At 69.7% G+C, this 21,054-nt stretch carries 19 protein-coding genes; all 19 read left to right on the top strand.

The window, feature by feature from the left end:
* The first annotated feature begins 5 nt into the window (after window positions 1-5).
* Complete coding sequence (locus tag QE416_RS12775; protein WP_307316729.1) at window positions 6-464, top strand: type II 3-dehydroquinate dehydratase; 459 nt, start codon at window positions 6-8, stop codon at window positions 462-464.
* Between the two features lie 72 nt (window positions 465-536).
* Window positions 537-1,097 carry an elongation factor P gene (efp, locus tag QE416_RS12770; RefSeq protein WP_056231743.1) on the top strand — a complete coding sequence of 187 codons (561 nt, stop codon included), beginning with the start codon at window positions 537-539 and terminating at the stop codon, window positions 1,095-1,097.
* A 2-nt stretch (window positions 1,098-1,099) separates the two neighbouring features.
* On the top strand, window positions 1,100-1,510 hold the full coding sequence (gene nusB / locus QE416_RS12765; protein WP_307316727.1) for a transcription antitermination factor NusB: 411 nt from the start codon (window positions 1,100-1,102) through the stop codon (window positions 1,508-1,510).
* Between the two features lie 241 nt (window positions 1,511-1,751).
* Window positions 1,752-4,700: a DEAD/DEAH box helicase gene (locus QE416_RS12760; RefSeq protein WP_307316724.1), complete on the top strand. Its 2,949-nt coding sequence runs from the start codon at window positions 1,752-1,754 to the stop codon at window positions 4,698-4,700.
* A gap of 98 nt (window positions 4,701-4,798) precedes the next feature.
* Entirely contained in the window at window positions 4,799-6,382 is a 1,584-nt protein-coding gene (locus QE416_RS12755) for a Rieske 2Fe-2S domain-containing protein (protein ID WP_307316722.1), read from the top strand.
* Between the two features lie 3 nt (window positions 6,383-6,385).
* Entirely contained in the window at window positions 6,386-6,796 is a 411-nt protein-coding gene (locus tag QE416_RS12750) for a VOC family protein (RefSeq protein ID WP_307316719.1), read from the top strand.
* A 218-nt stretch (window positions 6,797-7,014) separates the two neighbouring features.
* A complete protein-coding gene (gene pyrR / locus QE416_RS12745) occupies window positions 7,015-7,545 on the top strand; it encodes a bifunctional pyr operon transcriptional regulator/uracil phosphoribosyltransferase PyrR (RefSeq protein WP_210075161.1) in 531 nt (176 codons plus the stop codon).
* Window positions 7,542-8,510: an aspartate carbamoyltransferase catalytic subunit gene (locus tag QE416_RS12740; protein WP_307316717.1), complete on the top strand. Its 969-nt coding sequence runs from the start codon at window positions 7,542-7,544 to the stop codon at window positions 8,508-8,510. The genes pyrR and QE416_RS12740 overlap by 4 nt, the downstream gene beginning before the upstream one ends.
* On the top strand, window positions 8,507-9,829 hold the full coding sequence (locus QE416_RS12735) for a dihydroorotase (RefSeq protein ID WP_267787351.1): 1,323 nt from the start codon (window positions 8,507-8,509) through the stop codon (window positions 9,827-9,829). The genes QE416_RS12740 and QE416_RS12735 overlap by 4 nt, the downstream gene beginning before the upstream one ends.
* On the top strand, window positions 9,826-10,329 hold the full coding sequence (locus QE416_RS12730) for a hypothetical protein (protein WP_307316715.1): 504 nt from the start codon (window positions 9,826-9,828) through the stop codon (window positions 10,327-10,329). Before QE416_RS12735 ends, QE416_RS12730 begins: the two co-directional genes overlap by 4 nt.
* Window positions 10,326-11,498 (top strand): glutamine-hydrolyzing carbamoyl-phosphate synthase small subunit, encoded by a 1,173-nt coding sequence (gene carA / locus QE416_RS12725; protein ID WP_307316714.1) that lies wholly within the window; start codon window positions 10,326-10,328, stop codon window positions 11,496-11,498. Before QE416_RS12730 ends, carA begins: the two co-directional genes overlap by 4 nt.
* Window positions 11,491-14,778: a carbamoyl-phosphate synthase large subunit gene (carB, locus tag QE416_RS12720; protein WP_307316709.1), complete on the top strand. Its 3,288-nt coding sequence runs from the start codon at window positions 11,491-11,493 to the stop codon at window positions 14,776-14,778. Before carA ends, carB begins: the two co-directional genes overlap by 8 nt.
* Window positions 14,775-15,635: an orotidine-5'-phosphate decarboxylase gene (gene pyrF / locus QE416_RS12715; protein WP_307316706.1), complete on the top strand. Its 861-nt coding sequence runs from the start codon at window positions 14,775-14,777 to the stop codon at window positions 15,633-15,635. Before carB ends, pyrF begins: the two co-directional genes overlap by 4 nt.
* Window positions 15,628-16,533: a guanylate kinase gene (gene gmk / locus QE416_RS12710; RefSeq protein WP_307316703.1), complete on the top strand. Its 906-nt coding sequence runs from the start codon at window positions 15,628-15,630 to the stop codon at window positions 16,531-16,533. Before pyrF ends, gmk begins: the two co-directional genes overlap by 8 nt.
* 128 nt (window positions 16,534-16,661) lie before the next feature.
* Complete coding sequence (locus tag QE416_RS12705; RefSeq protein WP_267787357.1) at window positions 16,662-17,489, top strand: ABC transporter ATP-binding protein; 828 nt, start codon at window positions 16,662-16,664, stop codon at window positions 17,487-17,489.
* On the top strand, window positions 17,486-18,529 hold the full coding sequence (locus tag QE416_RS12700; protein WP_307316698.1) for an aliphatic sulfonate ABC transporter substrate-binding protein: 1,044 nt from the start codon (window positions 17,486-17,488) through the stop codon (window positions 18,527-18,529). The genes QE416_RS12705 and QE416_RS12700 overlap by 4 nt, the downstream gene beginning before the upstream one ends.
* On the top strand, window positions 18,526-19,380 hold the full coding sequence (locus QE416_RS12695; RefSeq protein WP_307316695.1) for an ABC transporter permease: 855 nt from the start codon (window positions 18,526-18,528) through the stop codon (window positions 19,378-19,380). Before QE416_RS12700 ends, QE416_RS12695 begins: the two co-directional genes overlap by 4 nt.
* Window positions 19,381-19,483: 103 nt before the next feature.
* Window positions 19,484-19,738: a DNA-directed RNA polymerase subunit omega gene (rpoZ, locus tag QE416_RS12690; protein WP_055837405.1), complete on the top strand. Its 255-nt coding sequence runs from the start codon at window positions 19,484-19,486 to the stop codon at window positions 19,736-19,738.
* A gap of 116 nt (window positions 19,739-19,854) precedes the next feature.
* Window positions 19,855-21,048, top strand: a complete 1,194-nt coding sequence (gene metK, locus QE416_RS12685) for a methionine adenosyltransferase (protein ID WP_307316693.1) — start codon at window positions 19,855-19,857, stop codon at window positions 21,046-21,048.
* Window positions 21,049-21,054 lie beyond the last annotated feature (6 nt).

The raw sequence follows: 21,054 nt of genomic DNA, 5'->3' as shown, positions 1-21,054 counted from the left end.
GAGGCATGACCACCCCCCGCCGTCTCCTGCTCGTCAACGGCCCGAACCTCAATCTGCTCGGGACGCGCCAACCCGAGATCTACGGCCGCGAGACCCTCGCCGACGTGGAGCGCGTGACGATGGAGGCCGCCGACGAGCACGGACTGGAGGTCCGCGCCGTCCAGAGCAATCACGAGGGGGTGCTGATCGATGCGATCCACGCCGCGCGTCTGGACTGCGCCGGGATCGTGATCAACGCCGGAGGGCTGACGCACACCTCGGTCGCGCTGCGGGATGCGCTGGCATCCGTCGCCCTTCCCGTCGCCGAGGTGCACATCTCGAACATCAGGGAGCGCGAGAGCTTCCGCCACTTCTCCTACATCGAAGACGTCGCCGTGGTGCACGTCATCGGCGAAGGAGTGCCCGGCTACGCCCGCGCCGTCGACCTCCTGGTCGAGGTCCTCTCGGGGCGGGCCGACGGCTGACGGCGGGGATCGCGTAGACTCTGACGTCGGGCTCTCGCCCACTTCGACTCACGAAACGGAATATCGGCACTCATGGCATCCACTGCAGACATCAAGAACGGCGTCGTCCTGAACATCGACGGTCAGCTCTGGAGCGTCGTGGAGTTCCAGCACGTCAAGCCCGGAAAGGGCGGCGCGTTCGTCCGCACGAAGCTGAAGAACGTCATGAGCGGCAAGGTCGTCGACAAGACCTTCAACGCCGGCGCCAAGATCGAGACCGAGAACGTCGACCGCCGCGACTTCACGTACCTCTACAACGACGGCGACGGCTTCGTCTTCATGGACGTCGCCGACTACGACCAGATCACGGTCGGTGCCGCCACGGTCGGCGACGCCGCCAACTTCCTGCTCGAGAACCAGCAGGTCCAGATCGCGCTCAACAACGGCAACCCCCTGTACGTCGAGATGCCGCCGTCCGTCATCCTCGAGGTCACGTACACCGAGCCCGGCCTGCAGGGCGACCGCTCGTCGGCCGGCACCAAGCCCGCCACCGTCGAGACCGGCTACGAGATGCAGGTTCCCCTGTTCCTCGAGACCGGCACCAAGATCAAGGTCGACACTCGCACCGGCGAGTACCTCGGCCGCATCAGCTGACGTTGAGCGCCCGTACCAAGGCGCGCAAGCGCGCCCTCGACATCCTCTTCCAGGCCGACGTGCGCGGCGAGGAGCTGTCGATCATGCTGGCCACCGAGGCCAAGCGCGCGGCAAACGAACCCGCTCGCGAGTCTTCGTGGCTCTATGCCCGCGACATCGTGGACGGCGTGATCGACAACCGCGACGCGATCGACGAGCAGATCACCACCTTCTCGAAGGATTGGTCGCTGCAGCGCATGCCCGCCGTCGACCGTGCGCTGCTGCGCATGGGCGCGTGGGAGATCCTCTACAACGACGAGGTGCCCACGGCCGTCGCGATCGACGAGGCCGTCGAGCTCGCCAAGGAGTTCTCGACCGACGACTCCGGCTCGTTCGTGCACGGCGTTCTGGCGCGGATCGCGCGATCGTCCTGACCCCTTCCGACGTGTTCCGACGCGGCCCCGACCTCCCGTCGGCGGCCGCGTCGCGTCGTTTCGACTCGCGGGGCGGCACCGTTTCGCCTGCCGCGGCCCCCACCCCACGCATAAACGCTCTGCGCGCGCATAAACGCGAGGACACCGCGTTTTTGCGCGCGGATCGCGTTTATGCGTGGGGAGAGGTCGCCGGGGGCGACGTTCCGGCCGCGATGTCGGAGGTCCGCGGAAGGATCGTGCCGTGACCTCGTGGCGCGAGCTTGTCCCCGAGGGCGCGCGGACCGCGTTCGAGCCGCTCGCCCTCGGGGTCGAGCTGCGCCAGCGTGAGGCCTACGACCCGTCGCGCTGGGAGGCGCGAGCGGTGGTGCCCGTCACGCCGCGATCGCTGGCGAAACGGCAGGACGACCTGCAGCTGGTCGCCCGCCCCCTCGTGCGTGGGTCACGAGACGCGTGGATCCGCGCGGATGCCACGTGGGATGCCGTCCGGCGGTCCTCCGGCCGGTTCGACCCCGCACACGTGAGGTGGTTCGCCGAGCTCCACGCCCTGGCGCAGGCCCTGCGCACGGCGGGTCCCTTCGCCCCGTCGGGAGACACCGTGGCGCTCGACGCCATCGACTCGCCGCTGCTGTGGCCGCACCTCGCGGCGGCGGAGGGGCTCGGCATCCCTCTCGTTCCGATGCACGCGCAGCAGCGTGTGCGACTCGCCCGTGAAGCGACAGCCCGTGTGGCCCTCGACGCGGTGGGTCAGGGAGCACTGCGCGTGTCGGCGGCCCTCGAGCTCGACGGGCGGTCGACGGATGCCGCGCACGCCCGCGCCATCGGTGACTCGGGGCTGTTCGCCTATGCGATCGACGTCGACCCGGTGCCGATCGTGCTGGCCGCCGTCGATCTGCCCGCACCGCTGCCGTCGCTGCTCGGGGCGCCGCCGGTCGATGTGCCGCCGTCCGAGGCCGCCGAGTTCGTGGCGGAGGTCTATCCCCGACTCGCTCGGCGCGCGCCCCTGTCGGTGGGGGCGGGGGTTCCGGCCCCTCCGCCGGCACGCCCGACCCTCGAGGTGGCGGTCGGCTACGAGGACGATGTCGTGACCTACCGGCTCACCTGGGCGTATCCCGGCGGTCTCCGTGTCGCCTACGGCTCAGACGCAGACGACGGCGAACGCGAGGTACGCGCCGAGGCACAGATCGGTGAGCGGTTCGAAACGGCGTGGGCGGCGGCAACCGACCTGCCGATCGCGGCGAGCGCGATCCTGCGCGATGCCGATGCCGCCGTCTTCGCGACGCGCGTGCTGCCCGCCGTCGATGTGCTCGACGAGGTGCGGGTGCGCACGACCGGCACCGCCCCGGCGTTCCGCGAGCTGCGGGGAGACCCGTCGCTGCGCATCACCGCGGTGGAGTCCCTCGACCGCGATTGGTTCGACCTGGGGATCGTCGTGACCATCGAGGGACGCACGATCCCGTTCGGGATGCTGTTCTCGGCCCTGTCGCGGGGGCGGACGCGCATCAAGCTCTCGGACGGCGCCTGGTTCTCTCTCGCGCACCCTGCGCTGCAGCGTCTGCGGGAGCTGCTGGAAGAGGCTGCGTCTCTCGACGAGTGGGAGACCGGCCCGCGTCTGCCTCGGACCCATCTCGCACTCTGGGCGGAGTTCGAGGACCTCGCCGATCAGTCCGAGGCCGCCGTCGAATGGCGTGCGCTGGCGCGGGCTCTGCGCGACATCACCGAGGTACCGGTGGTGCCGACGCCGATCGGGTTCCGTGCCGAGCTACGGCCGTACCAGCGCGAGGGGCTGTCGTGGCTCGCTCTGCTGCACGCGCACCGGCTGGGCGGCATCCTGGCCGATGACATGGGTCTCGGTAAGACGCTGCAGCTGCTCGCCCTGGTGGCGCACACGCGCGCCCTCGGCGAGCACCGTCCCTGGCTCGTGGTCGCCCCCACGTCGGTGCTGCCCACTTGGCGCGACGAAGCGGCACGTTTCGCTCCCGACCTGCGGGTCGCCGTCGTCGAAGCCACCTCGGTGCGTCGCGCGCAGACGATCTCCGAGATCGCCGCGGGAGTCGACATCGTGGTCGCCCCCTACGGGGTCGTGCGGACGGATGCCGAAGAGTTCGGCGTGCCGCACTGGGCGGGCGTCGTGCTCGACGAGGCCCAGTTCGTGAAGAACCCCGCGACGCGGATCCATCGGGCGATCGCCTCCCTCACCACCGACGCGGTGTTCGCCGCAACGGGCACACCGATCGAGAACGGTCTCGACGACCTCTGGGCCCTGCTGGCTCTCACCGCTCCGGGACTGTTCCCCTCGATCCGTCAGTTCCGCGACGACTACACGCGGGCGATCGAACAGCTCCCCACGGACGCCCCGACCGCGATCTCGGCCGCGGCGGCGAGCGTGAACCGCGAGAACACGCTCGAACGCCTGCGTCGGCGGGTGCGGCCGTTCCTGCTGCGCCGCACGAAGGATGTCGTGGCATCCGATCTGCCTCCCAAGCAGGAGCAGGAGATCGCCGTCCCCCTCGGCCCCGCCCATCAGGAGCTCTACGACCGGGTCCTGCAGCGCGAGCGGCAGAAGGTGCTGGGTCTTCTCGACGATCTCGATCGGCAGCGTTTCATCGTGTTCCGTTCGCTCACGCTCCTGCGCATGCTCGCGCTGGCCCCGGGGCTGGTCGACGAGCGCGACGCGCACCTCGGGTCGGCGAAGCTCGACGTCCTGCTCGAGCGACTCGTCGAGGTCGCCGCCGAGGGGCACCGTGCCCTGGTGTTCAGTCAGTTCACGTCGTTCCTCGACCTCGCCGCCGAGAGATTGGATGCCGCGGGTCTGTCGTACGCGCACCTCGACGGCTCCACCACCCGGCGCGGGGACGTGATCGACGGGTTCCGCGGGGGAGACACCCCGGTGTTCCTCATCAGTCTCAAAGCGGGTGGGTTCGGTCTGACCCTCACCGAGGCCGAGTACGTGTTCGTTCTCGACCCGTGGTGGAACCCCGCCGCGGAGTCGCAGGCCATCGACCGCGCGCACCGCATCGGGCAGACGAAGAGCGTGTTCGTCTACCGGCTGATCGCCGCGGGCACGGTGGAAGAGAAGGTGCGGGCCCTGCAGCAGCGCAAGGCTGCGCTGTTCGACGCGGTGATCGACGACGACGATGCGTTCGCGGCGTCGTTGGACGCCGACGACATCCGGGGGCTGCTGGGGCCGTGAGCGCCGAGGCGGGACTTCGCCGACCCGCCCGCTCTCCCCGAACCCGTTCAGCCGCCCCCGCGTAGACTCTTCTGGTTCGCCAACGACACAGGAGCGGCATGAAGATCACCGGCCTCGGCCACGCGGGAATGTTCATCGAGACGCGCGGCGGCAGCATCATCTGCGACCCCGTCATCGGCCCGAGCTTCTTCGGCTCGTGGTTCCCCTTCCCCGACAACCGCGCCCTCGACTGGGAGCGTTTCGGCAAGGCGGACTTCCTGTACATCTCTCACCGCCACCGCGATCACTTCGATCCGGCGATGCTGGAACGCTACGTGTCGAAGGACATCAAGGTGCTCCTGCCCGAGTACCCGACCGACGACCTCGAGCAGGATCTCGTCGCGCTCGGCTACACGAACCTCATCCGCACCGAGGCCGGCGTGCCCCTGCAGTTCGGTGACCTGAAGCTCATGGTGACGCCGCTGCGCGCCCCCTCCGACGGTCCGATCGGCGACTCGTCGCTGTCGCTCGACGACGGCACCGCGTCGATCCTCAACCAGAACGACTCGCACCCGCTCGACCTCGACAAGCTGTTCGACTTCGGCAAGCCCGACGCGTACTTCACGCAGGTCTCCGGCGCGATCTGGTGGCCCATGGTCTACGACCTGCCCCAGGACGCGAAGCAGAACTTCGCGCAGCTCAAGCGCGACGCGCAGAACAAGCGCGCGATGTACTACATCGACAAGGTGGACGCCGAGCATGTGTTCCCGATGGCCGGTCCGCCGATGTTCCTGCGCGAGGAGCTGTTCCGCTACAACGGCACGGGCCTCGAGAACGACTCGATCTTCACCGACCAGCGGGAGTTCCTCGCGCACATGAAGGAGCAGCGCCCCGACCAGAAGGGCTACCTGTTCCTCCCGGGGACCGAGGTCGAGGTGCAGGGGTCGGACGTCACCGTCACCCAGACGCTGTACACGGATGCCGAGATCGAGCGTGTCTTCGGTGACAAGTGGAACTACCTGGCCGAGCAGCGCGACAGCCGTCAGGCAGAGGTGCGGGCCGAGGAGGCCACTCGCGCGGAGGTCATCCCCCCGGCGGAGATGCTCGCCGCGATCAAGGAGTGGTGGGAGCCGCTGCTGCGTCGTGCCCGCACGATCCGCAACGGTGTCGGTGGCATGGTGCGCTTCCGCATCGGCGAGCTCGACATGGTCGTGGACTTCCCCAAGGCGAAGGTCCGGGAGTACGCGGGTGAAGAGTGCATCTACTGGTACACGATCCCCGCCGACCTCGTGTCGACGAACATCCGGGATCACGAGATCGACTGGTCGAACTCGATCTTCCTGTCGATGCAGTTCGAGGTGGGTCGTTCGGGCAAGTTCAACGAGTTCCTCACGACGTTCCTCAAGTGCCTGTCGCGCGACCGCATCGAGTACGTCGAGAACTGGTACGCCGAGCAGTCGGATCAGACCGAGGATGCCGAGATCGACGGGTGGACCGTTCAGCGCCGCTGTCCGCACCTGCGCGCGGACCTCACCAAGACCGGCAAGATCGAGAACGGCGTGCTGACGTGCTCGCTGCACGACTGGAAGTGGGACCTGGCCAGCGGTCGCTGCTTGACCACGACGGGTCACCCGATCCGCTCCACGCCCAGCGGCGAGCGCGCCGAGGCCGAGCGGGCTGCCGCCGAAGTCGCCGCTGGCTGACCCGTGCCGGGGTTCCATCACGTCGAGGTCTGGGTCGCCGACCCGGTCGTGGCGCGCGCGGACTGGGGGTGGTTGCTCGACCAGCTCGGATTCAAGCGCAGCGCCGAGTGGACCGAGGGGGAGTCGTGGGCCGCGGGGGAGTCCTACCTCACCCTCACCACGTCGCCCAATCTGTCCCGTCCCGATCACGACCGTCGCGCCCCGGGTGTGAACCACCTGGCATTCCGCGGGGGTTCTCGAGCGCGCGTCGACGAGATCATGGCGTCCTGCTCGGATCACGGTTGGCGGCCCCTCTACCAAGAGCGCTATCCGTTCGCCGGCGGTCCGGCCCACTACGCCGGATGGATGGAGAACTCCGCCGGCTTCAAAGCCGAGATCGTCGCCGACGAGGACGAGACCGCGACCCTCGACTGACTCGTCCTGCGAAGGGGGCGCCAGCCGAATGACATGGCACGCTTCTCGCCGGATGCGCGGGTGCGGCCGACGGCGACGGGGTCGCCGAGCTACCCCGCTGATACGGACCCCCGCCGCACAGCTTCTCTCCGCGGCATCCGGCCAGCCCACCCGCTAGACTGGCCGAGAACCACAGCAACCTTTAACCCCGTCCCGTGAGGCGGAGAAGGGAGCGGCGGATGAATACGCGCACCGTCATGCACGATGCCGATATCGCCCGCGCTTTGACGCGCATATCGCACGAGATCCTGGAGTCCAACAAAGGACCGGAGGGACTCGTCCTCCTCGGCATTCCGACCCGCGGCGTCACGCTCGCGAATCGGATCGGCCCTCTCGTCAGCGAGTTCGGCGGTGCTCCCGTCGCGGTCGGCTCCCTCGACGTGACGATGTACCGCGACGATCTGCACCGCAATCCCACGCGGTCCCCGCGGAAGACCGAGATCCCCGCCGGGGGCATCGACGGCAAGACGGTCGTGCTGATCGACGACGTGCTGTTCTCGGGCCGCAGCATCCGTGCCGCCCTCGACGCTCTGCAGGACATCGGCCGCCCCGCCGCCGTGCGCCTTGCGACGCTGATCGACCGCGGTCACCGCGAACTGCCGATCCGCCCCGACTTCGTGGGCAAGAACCTCCCCAGCGCCCGTGACGAGCGCGTGAACGTGCGCCTCGCCGAGATCGACGGCGTCGAGGAGGTGACGATCGAATCATGAGGCACCTCCTCGACACGCAGCGCCTCGGGCGCGATGACGCCCTGCAGATCCTCGACGTCGCCGAAGACATGGCCGACACCCAGCGTCGCGAGGTCAAGAAGCTTCCGACCCTGCGCGGAAAGACCGTCGTCAACCTCTTCTTCGAGGACTCCACGCGCACGCGCATCTCGTTCGAGGCCGCCGCCAAGCGCCTCTCCGCCGACGTCATCAACTTCTCGGCGAAGGGCTCGAGCGTCAGCAAGGGCGAGTCGCTCCAGGACACCGCGCAGACCCTTCAGGCGATGGGGGCGGATGCCGTGGTCATCCGCCACGGAGCCTCCGGCGCTCCTCGGACCCTCGCGACCTCCGGCTGGATCAGCGCGGGCGTGGTGAACGCCGGCGACGGCACGCACGAGCACCCGACCCAGGCCCTGCTGGACGCGTTCACGATCCGCAAGCGCCTGTTCGGCGACGACAGCCGCGGCCGCGACCTCAGCGGCATCCGGGTGACGATCGTCGGCGACGTGCTGCACTCGCGCGTCGCGCGCTCGAACGTCTGGCTGCTGCACACCCTGGGCGCCCAGGTCACCCTTGTCGCCCCGCCCACGCTCGTGCCGCAGGACGTCAGCGGGTGGCCCGTGGAGATCGACTACGACCTCGATCATGCGATCGCGGCGGCTCCGGACGCCCTCATGATGCTCCGCATCCAGCTCGAGAGAATGAGTGCCGCGTATTTCCCGACTGAACGGGAGTATTCCCGCCGGTACGGTCTCGACGCGCGGCGTTTGCAGGCTCTGCCGGACGGTAGCATTGTCCTGCACCCCGGTCCGATGAACCGGGGTCTGGAGATCTCCGCCGAAGCCGCCGATTCGCCTCGTTCGACGGTGCTCGAGCAGGTCACGAACGGTGTCTCCGTGCGGATGGCCGTTCTCTACCTGCTTCTGGCGGGCGAACGGCCCCACACCGAGAAAGAGGACCTCCGATGAGCCACGCCACCCCCCAGACGCTTCTGGTGCGCGGCGCGCGCATCGAGGGCCACGATGCCACCGATCTCCTCGTGCGCGACGGGGTCGTCGCCGAGACCGGTTCCGGTCTGTCGCACGCGGGCGCCACGGTCGTCGACGCCGACGGGCTCATCGCCCTGCCCGGTCTGGTCGATCTGCACGTGCACCTTCGCGAACCGGGGTACGAGGCGTCCGAGACGATCCTGACCGGCTCCCGGGCGGCCGCCGCCGGTGGCTTCACCACCGTCTTCGCCATGCCCAACACCTCGCCCGTGGCCGACACCGCGGGCGTGGTCGAGCAGGAGCTCGCCCTCGGCGAGGCCGCCGGCTATGTGCACGTGCAGCCGATCGGCGCCGTGACCGTGGGACAGAAGGGCGAACGTCTCGCCGAGCTCGGCGCGATGGCCGATTCGCGCGCTCGCGTCCGCGTCTTCAGCGACGACGGGTTCTGCGTCTTCGACCCGCTCATCATGCGTCGCGCGCTGGAGTACGTGAAGGCGTTCGACGGCGTCATCGCCCAGCACGCCCAGGACCCCCGCCTGACCGAGGGCGCCCAGATGAACGAGGGCGCCGTCTCGGCCGAGCTCGGTCTCGCCGGCTGGCCCGCGGTCGCCGAGGAATCGATCATCGCCCGCGACGTCCTGCTGGCCGAGCACGTGGGCTCGCGCCTGCACGTGTGCCACCTCAGCACCGCGGGTTCGGTCGACATCATTCGCTGGGCCAAGAAGCGGGGCGTCAACGTCACCGCCGAGGTCACCCCGCATCACCTGCTGCTGACCGACGAGCTCGTGCGCGACTACGACGCCCGCTTCAAGGTCAACCCGCCGCTGCGCCGCGAAGAGGACGTCCTCGCGGTGCGCGAGGGCCTGGCCGACGGCACGATCGACATCGTGGCCACCGACCACGCTCCGCACCCCACCGAGGCGAAGGCCTGCGAGTGGGCGGCGGCGGCCAACGGCATGGTCGGGCTCGAGAGCGCCCTGCGGGTCGTCCATCAGGCGATGGTCGAGACGGGCCTGATGACCTGGGCCGACGTCGCCCGGGTGATGTCGGCGACCCCGGCGCGCATCGGTCGCCTCGACGGCCACGGCACGCCCGTGGCCGAGGGACAGCCCGCCACCTTCACGCTCTACGACCCGCGCCCCTCGCGTGCGTTCGGACTCGACGATCTCGCGGGACGCAGCACGAATTCGCCCTACCTCGGCCGGGAGCTACCCGGAGAGGTGCGCTGGACCGTGCGTGCCGGCATCCCGACCGTCGCCGACGGTGCCGTGCTCGACGCCCCCGGAGCGCTCTCGTGAGCCGCGAGGGCGCCCTGCTCGTCATGGTCGGCGTGGCCGTCGTCCTGCTCGCCCTGCTCGCGTGGGCCTGGGTACGACGAACGCGGCGCGATGCGCGCTACTCCGCCCCGGTGGGGGAGCTGCCCGAAGGCTCCGTCGAGACGGCGGTGTTCTCGGGGCTCTACGTCGCCACGACCCGGCACGACGAGCCGCTCGAGCGGCTCGCCATCAAGGGTCTCGGCTTCCGCTCCCGCCTCGACGTCACCGTCACCACGGCCGGCGTCGCGCTCGACCTCCGAGGCCAGCCGCGCATCGTGCTCGACCGCGACCGCCTGGTGGATGCCGCTCAAGCCACCGTCGCCATCGACCGCGTGGTCGAGCGCGACGGCCTGACGCGCGTCAGCTGGCGCATCGACGACGAGACCGTCGTCGACACCTACCTCCGACCCCAGGATGCCTCGGCGAAAGCCCTCGCCGACGCCATCCGTCCCCTCATCACCACGACAGGAAGCGACGCATGACCGCCCTGATCAGTTCCTCGCGCCTCACGCGAGACCCCGCCGTCCTCGTGCTCGAAGACGGCACCCGCTACACCGGCCGTGCCTACGGCGCACGCGGCGAGACCCTCGGCGAGGTCGTCTTCGCCACCGGCATGACCGGCTATCAAGAGACCATCACCGACCCCTCGTACGCGGGTCAGATCGTCCTGCAGACCGCGCCCCACATCGGCAACACCGGCGTGAACGAGGAAGACCCCGAGTCGCGTCGCATCTGGGTCGCCGGCTACGTCGTGCGCGACCCCTCGCGCATGGTGTCGAACTGGCGCGCCGACCGTTCGCTCGACGACGCCCTCGTCGAGGACGGGATCGTCGGCATCGCGGGCATCGACACCCGCGCCGTCACCCGTCGCATCCGTTCCTCGGGCAGCATGCGCGGCGGCGTCTTCTCGGGCGAGGCGGCGAACCTCGCGCCCGACGAGCAGCTGCGCCGCGTGCTCGAGGCCCCGGGCATGGCGGGCCGCAACCTCTCGGCCGAGGTCTCGGTCAGCGAGGTCGAGGTCACCCCAGCCACGGCCGAGCGCATCGGCAACCTCGCGGTGCTCGACCTGGGCGTCAAGCAGTCCACGATCGTGAACCTCGCCGCCCGCGGCTTCGACGTGCACGTCTTCCCGCAGTCCGCCACGATCGACGACATCCGCGCGATCGAGCCCGTCGCGGCGTTCTACTCGAACGGCCCCGGCGACCCCGCGGCATCCGATCAGCACGTCGAGCTGCTCCGCGCCGTCCTCGGCGACGGCCTGCCCTTCTTCGGGATCTGCTTCGGCAACCAGCTGCTGGGCCGCGCCCTCGGCTTCGGCACCTACAAGCTGCCCTTCGGGCACCGCGGCATCAACCAGCCCGTTCTCGACAAGACCACCGGTCGCGTCGAGATCACCTCGCAGAACCACGGCTTCGCCGTCGACGCCCCGCTCGACCAGGTCGTCGACAGCCCGAACGGCTTCGGCCGCGTCGAGGTGAGCCACATCGGCCTCAACGACAACGTCGTCGAGGGGCTACGCGCCCTCGACATCCCCGCGTTCAGCGTCCAGTACCACCCCGAGGCGGCCTCGGGCCCGCACGACGCCAACTACCTGTTCGACCGCTTCCGCGAGATGGTTCTCGCGACGATGGAGACCAAGAAGAATGCCTAAGCGCGACGACATCAACTCCGTCCTCGTCATCGGCTCCGGCCCGATCGTCATCGGTCAGGCCTGCGAGTTCGACTACTCGGGCACCCAGGCGTGCCGCGTGCTCCGCGAAGAGGGGGTGCGCGTCATCCTCGTCAACTCCAACCCCGCGACGATCATGACTGACCCCGACTTCGCCGACGCGACCTACATCGAGCCGATCACCCCCGAGGTCATCGAGTCGATCATCGCCAAAGAGAAGCCGGATGCCGTTCTCCCCACGCTCGGCGGCCAGACGGCGCTGAACGCGGCGATCCAGCTCCACAAGCGCGGCATCCTCGAGAAGTACGACGTCGAGCTCATCGGCGCCGACTTCGACGCGATCAACCGCGGTGAGGACCGCCAGATCTTCAAGGAGCTCGTCATCGAGGCGGGCGCCGACGTGGCGGCATCCGTCATCTGCCACTCCATGGACGAACTCCTCGCCGGTGCCGAGAAGCTGGGCTACCCGCTGGTCGTCCGCCCCTCCTTCACGATGGGCGGCCTGGGCTCGGGCTTCGCCTACGACGAGGCCGACCTCCGCCGCATCGGCGGCGCGGGCCTGCACGACTCGCCCACCAACGAGGTGCTCCTCGAAGAGTCGATCCTCGGGTGGAAAGAGTACGAGCTCGAGCTCATGCGCGACACCGCCGACAACACGGTGGTCGTCTGCTCGATCGAGAACGTCGATCCGGTCGGCGTCCACACCGGCGACTCGATCACCGTGGCGCCCGCCCTCACGCTGACCGACCGCGAGTTCCAGCGCCTGCGCGACATCGGCATCGACATCATCCGCGCCGTGGGCGTCGACACCGGCGGCTGCAACATCCAGTTCGCCGTCGACCCCGCGACCGGCCGCATCATCGTGATCGAGATGAACCCGCGCGTCTCGCGCTCCTCGGCGCTCGCGTCGAAGGCGACGGGCTTCCCGATCGCGAAGATCGCCGCCAAGCTCGCGATCGGCTACCGTCTCGACGAGATCCCCAACGACATCACCAAGGTCACGCCGGCGAGCTTCGAGCCCACGCTCGACTACGTCGTGGTGAAGGTGCCGCGCTTCAACTTCGAGAAGTTCCCGGCCGCCGACACCACCCTCACCACCACCATGAAGTCGGTGGGCGAGGCCATGGCGATCGGCCGCAACTACACCACGGCGCTGCAGAAGGCCCTGCGCTCTCTCGAGAAGCGCGGGTCGAGCTTCCACTGGGGCGAGGAGTCGCGCTCGGTCGACGAGCTGCTCGAGGTCTCGAAGACGCCGACCGACGGCCGCATCGTCGTCCTGCAGCAGGCGCTGCGCAAGGGCGCGACGGCGGAGCAGGCCTTCGAGGCGACCAAGATCGATCCGTGGTTCATCGATCAGATGGTCCTCATCAACGAGGTCGCGGACTTCATCGGCGAGGCATCGGAGCTGGATGCCGAGACTCTCCGCACGGCGAAAGAGCACGGTTTCAGCGACGCCCAGATCGCCGAGATCCGCGGGATCGACGAGGCCGCGGTGCGCGAGAGCCGTTACACGCTCGACGTGCGCCCGGTCTACAAGACCGTCGACACGTGCGCGGGGGAGTTCCCGGCGCTCACGCCGTACCACTACTCCTCGTACGACGCCGAGACTGAGGTCACCCCCTCCGACCGCACCAAGGTCGTCATCATCGGCTCGGGCCCCAACCGCATCGGTCAGGGCGTCGAGTTCGACTACTCCTGCGTGCACGCGTCGTTCGCTCTGTCGGCTGCCGGGTACGAGACCGTCATGGTCAACTGCAACCCCGAGACGGTCTCGACCGACTACGACACCTCCGACCGCCTGTACTTCGAGCCGTTGACGCTCGAGGACGTGCTCGAGGTGCTGCATGCCGAGTCCCAGTCGGGTCGGATCCTCGGCGTCGTGTGTCAGCTCGGCGGTCAGACGCCGCTGGGCCTGGCCAAGGGGATCGAGGCCGCCGGCTACACGATCCTCGGCACCAGCCCCGAGGCGATCGACCTCGCCGAGGAGCGCGAGCTGTTCTCGCGCCTGCTCGACGAGGCCGGTCTCGTCGCCCCGCGCAACGGAACGGCGATCGATGTCGAGGGCGCGGTCACCGTGGCCGAGGAGATCGGCTACCCCGTGCTGGTTCGCCCGAGCTTCGTGCTCGGCGGTCGCGGCATGGAGATCGTGTACTCCACCGAGGCGCTGCGCGACTACTTCGTGCGCGTCGCCGACCAGGCGATCATCGGCCCCGGGCTCCCGCTGCTCGTGGACCGTTTCCTCGACGACGCGATCGAGCTCGACGTCGACGCGTTGTACGACGGCACCGACCTGTACATCGGCGGCGTCATGGAGCACCTCGAAGAGGCCGGCATCCACTCCGGTGACTCCTCGTGCACGCTTCCGCCGGTCTCGCTCGGTCGCACAGAGGTCGACCGCGTCCGCGAGGCGACCCTCGCGATCGCGAAGGGCGTCGGCGTCCGCGGTCTGCTGAACGTGCAGTTCGCGATCTCGGCGGGAGTCCTCTACGTCATCGAAGCGAACCCCCGCGCCAGCCGCACCGTGCCCTTCGTGTCGAAGGCCCTGGGCATCCCGCTCGCGAAGGCCGCCAGCCGGATCATGGTCGGCAACACCATCGCCGAGCTCGTCGCCGAGGGGCTGCTCCCCGAGCAGGACGGCTCGCGCGTGCCGCTCGACGCCCCCGTCGCCGTCAAGGAGGCCGTGCTGCCGTTCAAGCGGTTCCGCACCGCCGACGGTCACACCGTCGACTCGGTCCTCGGACCCGAGATGCGCTCCACCGGTGAGGTCATGGGCATCGACCGCGACTTCCCGACGGCGTTCGCGAAGTCGCAGGAAGCCGCGTACGGCGGTATGCCGACCTCCGGTACCGTCTTCATCTCGGTCGCCGACGCCGACAAGCGCGCCGTCATCCTGCCCGCCCACCGCCTGCAGGAGCTCGGCTTCGAGCTCATGGCGACCGAGGGCACCGCCGAGATCCTGGCCCGCAACGGCATCCGGGTCAAGGTCGTCGAGAAGTACTCCGAGACGCAGGGGTCCGACCAGCAGAACGTGGTCGACCTGATCAACGCCGGCGAGATCGACATGATCGTCAACACGCCCTCGGGCGGCACGGCCCGTGCCGACGGGTACGAGATCCGCGCAGCCGCGGTGGCCGCCGACAAGGCCCTGTTCACCACGATGGCCGTGCTCGGCGCCGCGGTGAGCGCCCTGGGCGCGATGAAGGACGGCTTCGGAGTGCGCAGCCTTCAGGAGTACGCCGTGGATCGCGCGGGGCGTCTGTGAGCGACACCTTCGGACAGCGGCTCAGCGCCGCCCTCGACCTGCACGGCTCCCTGTGCGTCGGCATCGACCCCCACGCCGCGCTGCTGTCGGCGTGGGGGCTGGATGCCACGGCCGAGGGCGCGCGCGAGTTCGGCCTGCGAGTGGTCGAGGCCGCGCGCGGGCGGGTCGGCGTGGTCAAGCCGCAGGTGGCGTTCTTCGAGCGCTACGGCTCCCGCGGTTTCGCCGCACTGGAGGACGTAATGGCGGGCGCCCGCGACGCCGGGCTCCTGGTGATCGCCGACGCCAAGCGCGGTGACATCGGTACGACCATGGAGGGCTACGCCCACGCGTGGCTCGAACCCGGCTCGCCCCTCGCGGCGGATGCCGTGACCCTGTCGCCGTACATGGGTGCCGACTCGTTGCGCGACACGCTATCGCTCGCGGTGCACCACGGAAAGGGCGCGTTCGTGCTGACCGCGACGAGCAACCCCGAGGCGCGTGCGCTGCAGAGCGCGATCGTCGACGACGCGCAAGCCGTGGGCGATCACGAGCATGTCGCCGCGCGCGTGGCGCACGACGTCAACCAGGCCAACATCGGCGCACCCGGGGCCCTGGGTCCCGTGGGAGTCGTCGTCGGAGCCACGGTGGACCGCACCGCTTTCGGCCTCGGAGACGTGGCTCTGGCGGGCATGCCGATCCTCGCCCCGGGTTTCGGCGCGCAGGGGGCAGCCCCTGCCGATCTGCGCCGCCTCTTCGGTTACGTCGCGAAGGCCGTCGTGGCCAACGAGAGCCGAAGCATCCTCGCGGTCGGACCCGACCGTCTCGCCACCCGCATCGATGAGCGCGCCGCGCTCTACCGGGAGTCCCTGCATGGCTGAAACCCGTCGCCCACCCGAGGTAGACCGCGCCGCCGCCTCGCGCCGCGCCGTCGAGGCCCGTCGCGAGCGCGCCGCGCTCAAGCGCGACGTGTCGACGCGCGTCATCTCGCCGCAGGAGCTGCTGCGCCGGGGACTCGCCGACCCGCTCTCCGCGGCCGGTGCGATGCGCGTGACGGAGTTCCTCACGGCGATCCCCGCGATCGGCGAGAGCAAGCGCGACCGCATCCTCGCCTCGCTCTCGATCTCGCCGGTGAAACGCCTCGGCGGCCTCGGCACGCGCCAGCGCGACGCCCTGCGGCAGTACCTCGACACGCGCTGGCCCGAGCCCGGGCCGCGTGAGGGCCGCAGTCGTCTCATCGTGCTCGCCGGACCCACCGCGGTCGGCAAGGGCACGGTCGCCGCCCACATCAAGCAGAACTACCCCGAGATCCACCTCTCGGTCTCGGCCACCACCCGTGCGCCGCGCCCGGGCGAGGTCGAGGGCGAGCACTATTACTTCGTCGACGACGCCGAGTTCGACCGTCTGGTCGCCTCGGGCGAGTTGCTGGAGTGGGCCGTCGTGCACAACAAGAACCGCTATGGCACTCCGCGCGCACCCATCGAGCGGGTGCTCGCCGACGGCGGCACCGCCCTGCTCGAGATCGATCTGCAGGGTGCCCGTCAGGTGCGCGCCGCCGATCCTTCGGCGACCCTGGTCTTCCTGCTGCCGCCGAGCTGGGACGAGCTCGTCCAGCGTCTGGTCGGGCGCGGGACCGAGGATGCCGAGGAGCGTGCCCGACGATTGCGCACGGCGCGTGTCGAACTCGCGGCCCAGAACGAGTTCGACTACCGCGTCGTGAACGAGAACGTCGACTCGGCCGCTGCGGAGGTCGTCGCCCTGGCGGCGGCACAGCGCTGAGCGGTCACCGGCGCGCACCGTCGGTCGACGGCGGGATGGACTCCCGCGACCTCGCTGCCGGTCCCCGCGAGGTTGCGCCACGTTACACCTGACTCGGCGGACGACGGCGATGCCGCCAGGGTGGGGGCATGCCCCTTGCCGTTCGTCCTCCCGCTGTCGGTCGTAGCGCCGCGCCCCGCGGAACCGTCTCGCTCCGAGGCGTCGAGCGCACCTTCGGCGCGACGCGCACCGTGCTGCGCGGCATCCAGCTCGATCTGGCGCCCGCCGAGATCGTCACCGTCATCGGTCCATCGGGTTGCGGCAAGTCGACGCTCCTGCGCCTCCTCGGCGGGTTGGACAGCCCCACCGCCGGCCGCATCACCGTGGACGGCACGGCCGTGCGCGCCACCGATGCCCGCACAGCGATGGCGTTCCAGGAGCCGCGCCTGCTGCCCTGGCGCACCCTCGCCCAGAACGTCGCGCTCGGGCTCCCGCGCAGCACCGACCGGCGCTCCGGAACGGCCCGCGTGGCCGAGCTGCTCGACCTCGTCGGGCTCGAGGCCGCTGCGGCGCACCGTCCGCGCGAGGTCTCCGGAGGAATGGCGCAGCGTGCCTCGCTCGCGCGAGCGCTCGCCCGCGACCCCGAGGTCCTGCTGCTCGACGAGCCGTTCGGCGCCCTCGACGCCCTCACCCGGCTGCGTATGCAGGACCTGCTGCTCGAGATCCACGCATCCCGCCCCACCACCATCGTGCTCGTCACGCACGACGTGGAAGAGGCGCTGTACCTCGCCGACCGGGTCGTGCTCCTGCGTGCGCTCGGCGACGACGATGCCGCGTCGTCCGTCTCGCGCGTGATCGAGGTACCGGGCGCCCGTCCTCGCGATCGCGCCGACCACACCCTGACCGCCCTGCGCGTCGAACTCCTGAACGGGCTCGGCGTGCACACTGTCCATCACTCTCGCCAGGAGACCCCATGAGCCCCCTGTCCCGCCGCCTCGTCCCCGCCACCGCGATCGCGGGGGCGCTCGTCCTCGTGCTCACCGGATGCCTCGCCGGCGAGAACGCTCCCTCCTCGGCCGGAGCAGGCGGTGCCTCCGCGGCGGGGGAGTGGTCGACCGACACCGTGACCTTGGACTTCGCCACCTACAACCCGCTCAGCCTGATCGTGCGCGACCAGGGACTCGTCGAGAAGGCCCTCGGCGACGCGGTGACGGTCGAATGGGTGCAGTCGGCCGGCTCGAACAAGGCCAACGAGTTCCTGCGAGCGGGATCCATCGACGTCGGCTCCACCGCGGGGTCGGCTGCCCTGCTGGCCCGAGCCAACGGATCGCCCATCAAGGTCATCGACATCTACTCCCAGCCCGAATGGTCGGCCCTGGTCGTCTCCGCCGACAGCGACATCACCTCGGTCGCCGACCTCGCCGGCACGTCGATAGCTGCGACGCCGGGTACGGATCCGTACTTCTTCCTCCTGCAGGCGCTCGAGACCGCCGGACTCGGGCTCGACGACGTGCAGCTGCAGAACCTGCAGCATGCCGACGGTCGCGCGGCCCTGGCCGCCGGTTCGGTCGACGCCTGGGCGGGATTGGACCCGATCATGGCCGCCGCGGAGGCTGAGTCGGGCGCGAAGCTGCTGTATCGCAACGTCGATTTCAACTCCTATGGTTTCCTCAACGCGACCGAGGACTTCATCGACAACCATCCCGACGTCGCACAGGTGGTCGTCGACGCATACGAGCAGGCCCGCACGTGGGCACTCGAGAACCCCGACGAGACCGCAGCGCTGCTGGCGGAGGCCGCCGGCATCGATCCGGCGGTGGCCACCACCGTCATCGGCGAACGCTCGAACCTCGATGTGAGCGGTATCCCCGGCGACGATCAGCTCGCGGTGCTGCGTGTGATCGCCCCCGTGCTCGTCCAGTCCGATGCCGTGCAGGGTGGTGACCAGGCCGTACAGAGGGCCCTCGAGTCGATCGTGCACGACGACTTCGCCCGCTCCGCGACGGGCGATCGATGACCGCCGGCGCCAGCCGCTTCGCGGTCGAGGCGCGGACGGGGCGCACCGGGGTCGCAGACCAGGGGGGAGTCACCGTGGCGGCGACGCGCTCGTTCTGGTCGCGACCGGCTGTGCACGTGGTCGGGGGACTCGTCATCCCCGTCCTGCTTCTCGCGGTCTGGCAGATCACCACCTCGGTCGGGCTCGTGCCGGTGTACCGGCTGCCCCCGCCAGCGTCCGTCGTCACCGCCGCCGTCGGTCTGGCGGAGTCCGGGGAGTTGTGGCGTCATATCACCATCTCGGTGCAGCGGGTGCTGGTCGGCTTCACCGTGGGTTCGCTCGTCGGGCTGGCGGTCGCGGCCCTGGTGGGCCTCACCCGTGCGGGGGACGTGCTGTTGAGCCCCACTCTCGCCGCCATCCGTGCGATCCCCTCACTCGCTCTCGTTCCGCTCCTGCTGCTGTGGATGGGGATCGGCGAGGATTCGAAGGTCACCCTCATCGCCGTCGGCGCCTTCTTCCCGATCTTCACGACCGTGGCCGGCACCCTGCGTCACGTCGACGCGCAGCTCGTCGAGATGGGGCGCTCCTTCAGCCTGCGCGGCTGGGAGTTGTTCCGCGCGGTGCAGCTGCCGGCCGTCGTGCCCTCCCTCGTCTCGGGACTGCGGCTGGCGATGGCGCAGTCCTGGCTCTTCCTGGTCGCTTCCGAGCTCATCGCCGCGTCGATGGGCCTCGGATTCCTCCTGACGCTGTCGCAGCAGAACGGCCGCGTCGACCGCATCCTGCTGACCATCGCGCTGCTGGCGGTTCTGGGGGCGCTGTCCAACGCCATCCTCAGCGTGATCGAGAAGCGTCTGCTGCGCCGCTGGACGTGACGGCGGTCCCGACGCGATATTGCAGCCCGGCGCGGTAGACTGATCGAATGCTTCGGCGCTCCCGGCGCCGCATCCACCTCATCCGCCGTACCAGGAGGTTCCCATGGCCGGACGTGACAAGGGCATTATCGACCCGCCCATCGACGCTCTGCTCGACAAGGTCGACTCGAAGTACCAGCTCGTCATCTACGCGTCCAAGCGCGCGCGTCAGATCAACGACTACTACTCCGACCTGCACGAGGGAAACCTCTTCGACAACGTGGGCCCGCTCGTGGACTCCACCGTCGAGGACAAGCCCCTGACGATCGCTCTGCACGAGATCCACGAAGACAAGCTGCGCCTGCGCGCTGCGGAGTGATCCCCAGCCTGCGCACTCTCGTGATCTGTTCACAGATGTGACGATGCCCCGGGCGGCCGATCGCCGCCCGGGGCATACTTGTGCCCATCCCCGCCCCACACTTCTCCGGAGTCGCCTTGACCGACCTGCGCCTTTTCACGTCCGAGTCCGTCACCGAGGGTCACCCCGACAAGATCTGCGATCAGATCTCCGACAGCATCCTCGATGCCATCCTCACCGAGGACCCCACCGGTCGCGTGGCCGTCGAGACGCTCGTGACGACCGGCCTCGTGCACGTGGCCGGCGAGGTGTCCACGAGCGCCTACGTCGAAATCCCGGCGATCGTTCGCGACGTGGTCAACCGCATCGGGTACACCTCGAGCGACACCGGCTTCGACGGTGAGTCGTGCGGCGTCTCCGTCTCGATCGGGGCGCAGTCGTCCGACATCGCCGCGGGCGTCAACAAGGCGTTCGAGCAGCGCGAGCGCGGCTCCGTCGACCCGCGTGACCTCCAGGGTGCCGGCGATCAGGGCATCATGTTCGGCTTCGCCACCAACGAAACCCCCCAGCTCATGCCGATGGCCGCCTGGACCGCCCACCGCATCGCCGAACGTCTGGCATCCGTCCGCAAGGACGGATCGCTGCCGTTCCTGCGCCCCGACGGCAAGACGCAGGTCACCCTCGGCTACGACGGCCTCGTGCCCCGCACGGTCGACTCCGTCGTGCTGTCGACCCAGCACCACCCCGACATCTCGCAAGAAGACCTGCGCGCCGAGGTGCAGGCCGCGGTCATCGACCCCGTGCTCGCCGAGACCGGCCTCGAACTGCCCGACGTGAAGTACTACATCAACCCCGCCGGTCCGTTCGTCATCGGCGGCCCGAAGGGCGATGCAGGCCTCACGGGCCGCAAGATCATCATCGACACCTACGGCGGCGCGTCGCGCCACGGCGGAGGCGCCTTCAGCGGCAAGGACCCGTCGAAGGTCGACCGCTCGGCGGCGTACGCCATGCGATGGGTCGCGAAGAACGCGGTCGCCGCGGGTCTCGCCGACCGGCTCGAGGTGCAGGTCGCCTACGCGATCGGCAAGGCCAACCCCGTGGGCCTGTACGTGGAGTCGTTCGGCACCGCGCACGTCGCCGACGAGGCCATCGTGCGCGCGATCCGCGAGGTGTTCGATCTGCGTCCGGCCGCGATCGTCGACCAGCTCGACCTGCTGCGGCCGATCTACGCGCGAACCGCGACGTACGGTCACTTCGGCCGAGAACTGCCCGACTTCACGTGGGAACGCACCGACCGCGTCGACGAGCTGCGTACCGCCGCCGGACTCTGACGGTGA

The organism is Microbacterium sp. SORGH_AS_0421 (assembly GCF_030818635.1).
Lineage (GTDB): Bacteria > Actinomycetota > Actinomycetes > Actinomycetales > Microbacteriaceae > Microbacterium.
The sequence above is the reverse complement of the archived record's forward strand: the minus strand, read 5'-3'. Positions and strand labels throughout refer to the sequence as shown.

Bases quoted from the DNA above. Each gene is read 5' to 3' on its own strand.
- QE416_RS12775 (WP_307316729.1), top strand. From the start codon at position 6: ATGACCACCCCCCGCCGTCTCCTGCTCGTCAACGGCCCGAACCTCAAT.
- efp (WP_056231743.1), top strand. From the start codon at position 537: ATGGCATCCACTGCAGACATCAAGAACGGCGTCGTCCTGAACATCGAC.
- QE416_RS12755 (WP_307316722.1), top strand. From the start codon at position 4,799: ATGAAGATCACCGGCCTCGGCCACGCGGGAATGTTCATCGAGACGCGC.
- pyrR (WP_210075161.1), top strand. From the start codon at position 7,015: ATGAATACGCGCACCGTCATGCACGATGCCGATATCGCCCGCGCTTTG.
- QE416_RS12740 (WP_307316717.1), top strand. From the start codon at position 7,542: ATGAGGCACCTCCTCGACACGCAGCGCCTCGGGCGCGATGACGCCCTG.
- QE416_RS12735 (WP_267787351.1), top strand. From the start codon at position 8,507: ATGAGCCACGCCACCCCCCAGACGCTTCTGGTGCGCGGCGCGCGCATC.
- carA (WP_307316714.1), top strand. From the start codon at position 10,326: ATGACCGCCCTGATCAGTTCCTCGCGCCTCACGCGAGACCCCGCCGTC.
- carB (WP_307316709.1), top strand. From the start codon at position 11,491: ATGCCTAAGCGCGACGACATCAACTCCGTCCTCGTCATCGGCTCCGGC.
- gmk (WP_307316703.1), top strand. From the start codon at position 15,628: ATGGCTGAAACCCGTCGCCCACCCGAGGTAGACCGCGCCGCCGCCTCG.
- QE416_RS12705 (WP_267787357.1), top strand. From the start codon at position 16,662: ATGCCCCTTGCCGTTCGTCCTCCCGCTGTCGGTCGTAGCGCCGCGCCC.
- QE416_RS12700 (WP_307316698.1), top strand. From the start codon at position 17,486: ATGAGCCCCCTGTCCCGCCGCCTCGTCCCCGCCACCGCGATCGCGGGG.
- QE416_RS12695 (WP_307316695.1), top strand. From the start codon at position 18,526: ATGACCGCCGGCGCCAGCCGCTTCGCGGTCGAGGCGCGGACGGGGCGC.
- rpoZ (WP_055837405.1), top strand. From the start codon at position 19,484: ATGGCCGGACGTGACAAGGGCATTATCGACCCGCCCATCGACGCTCTG.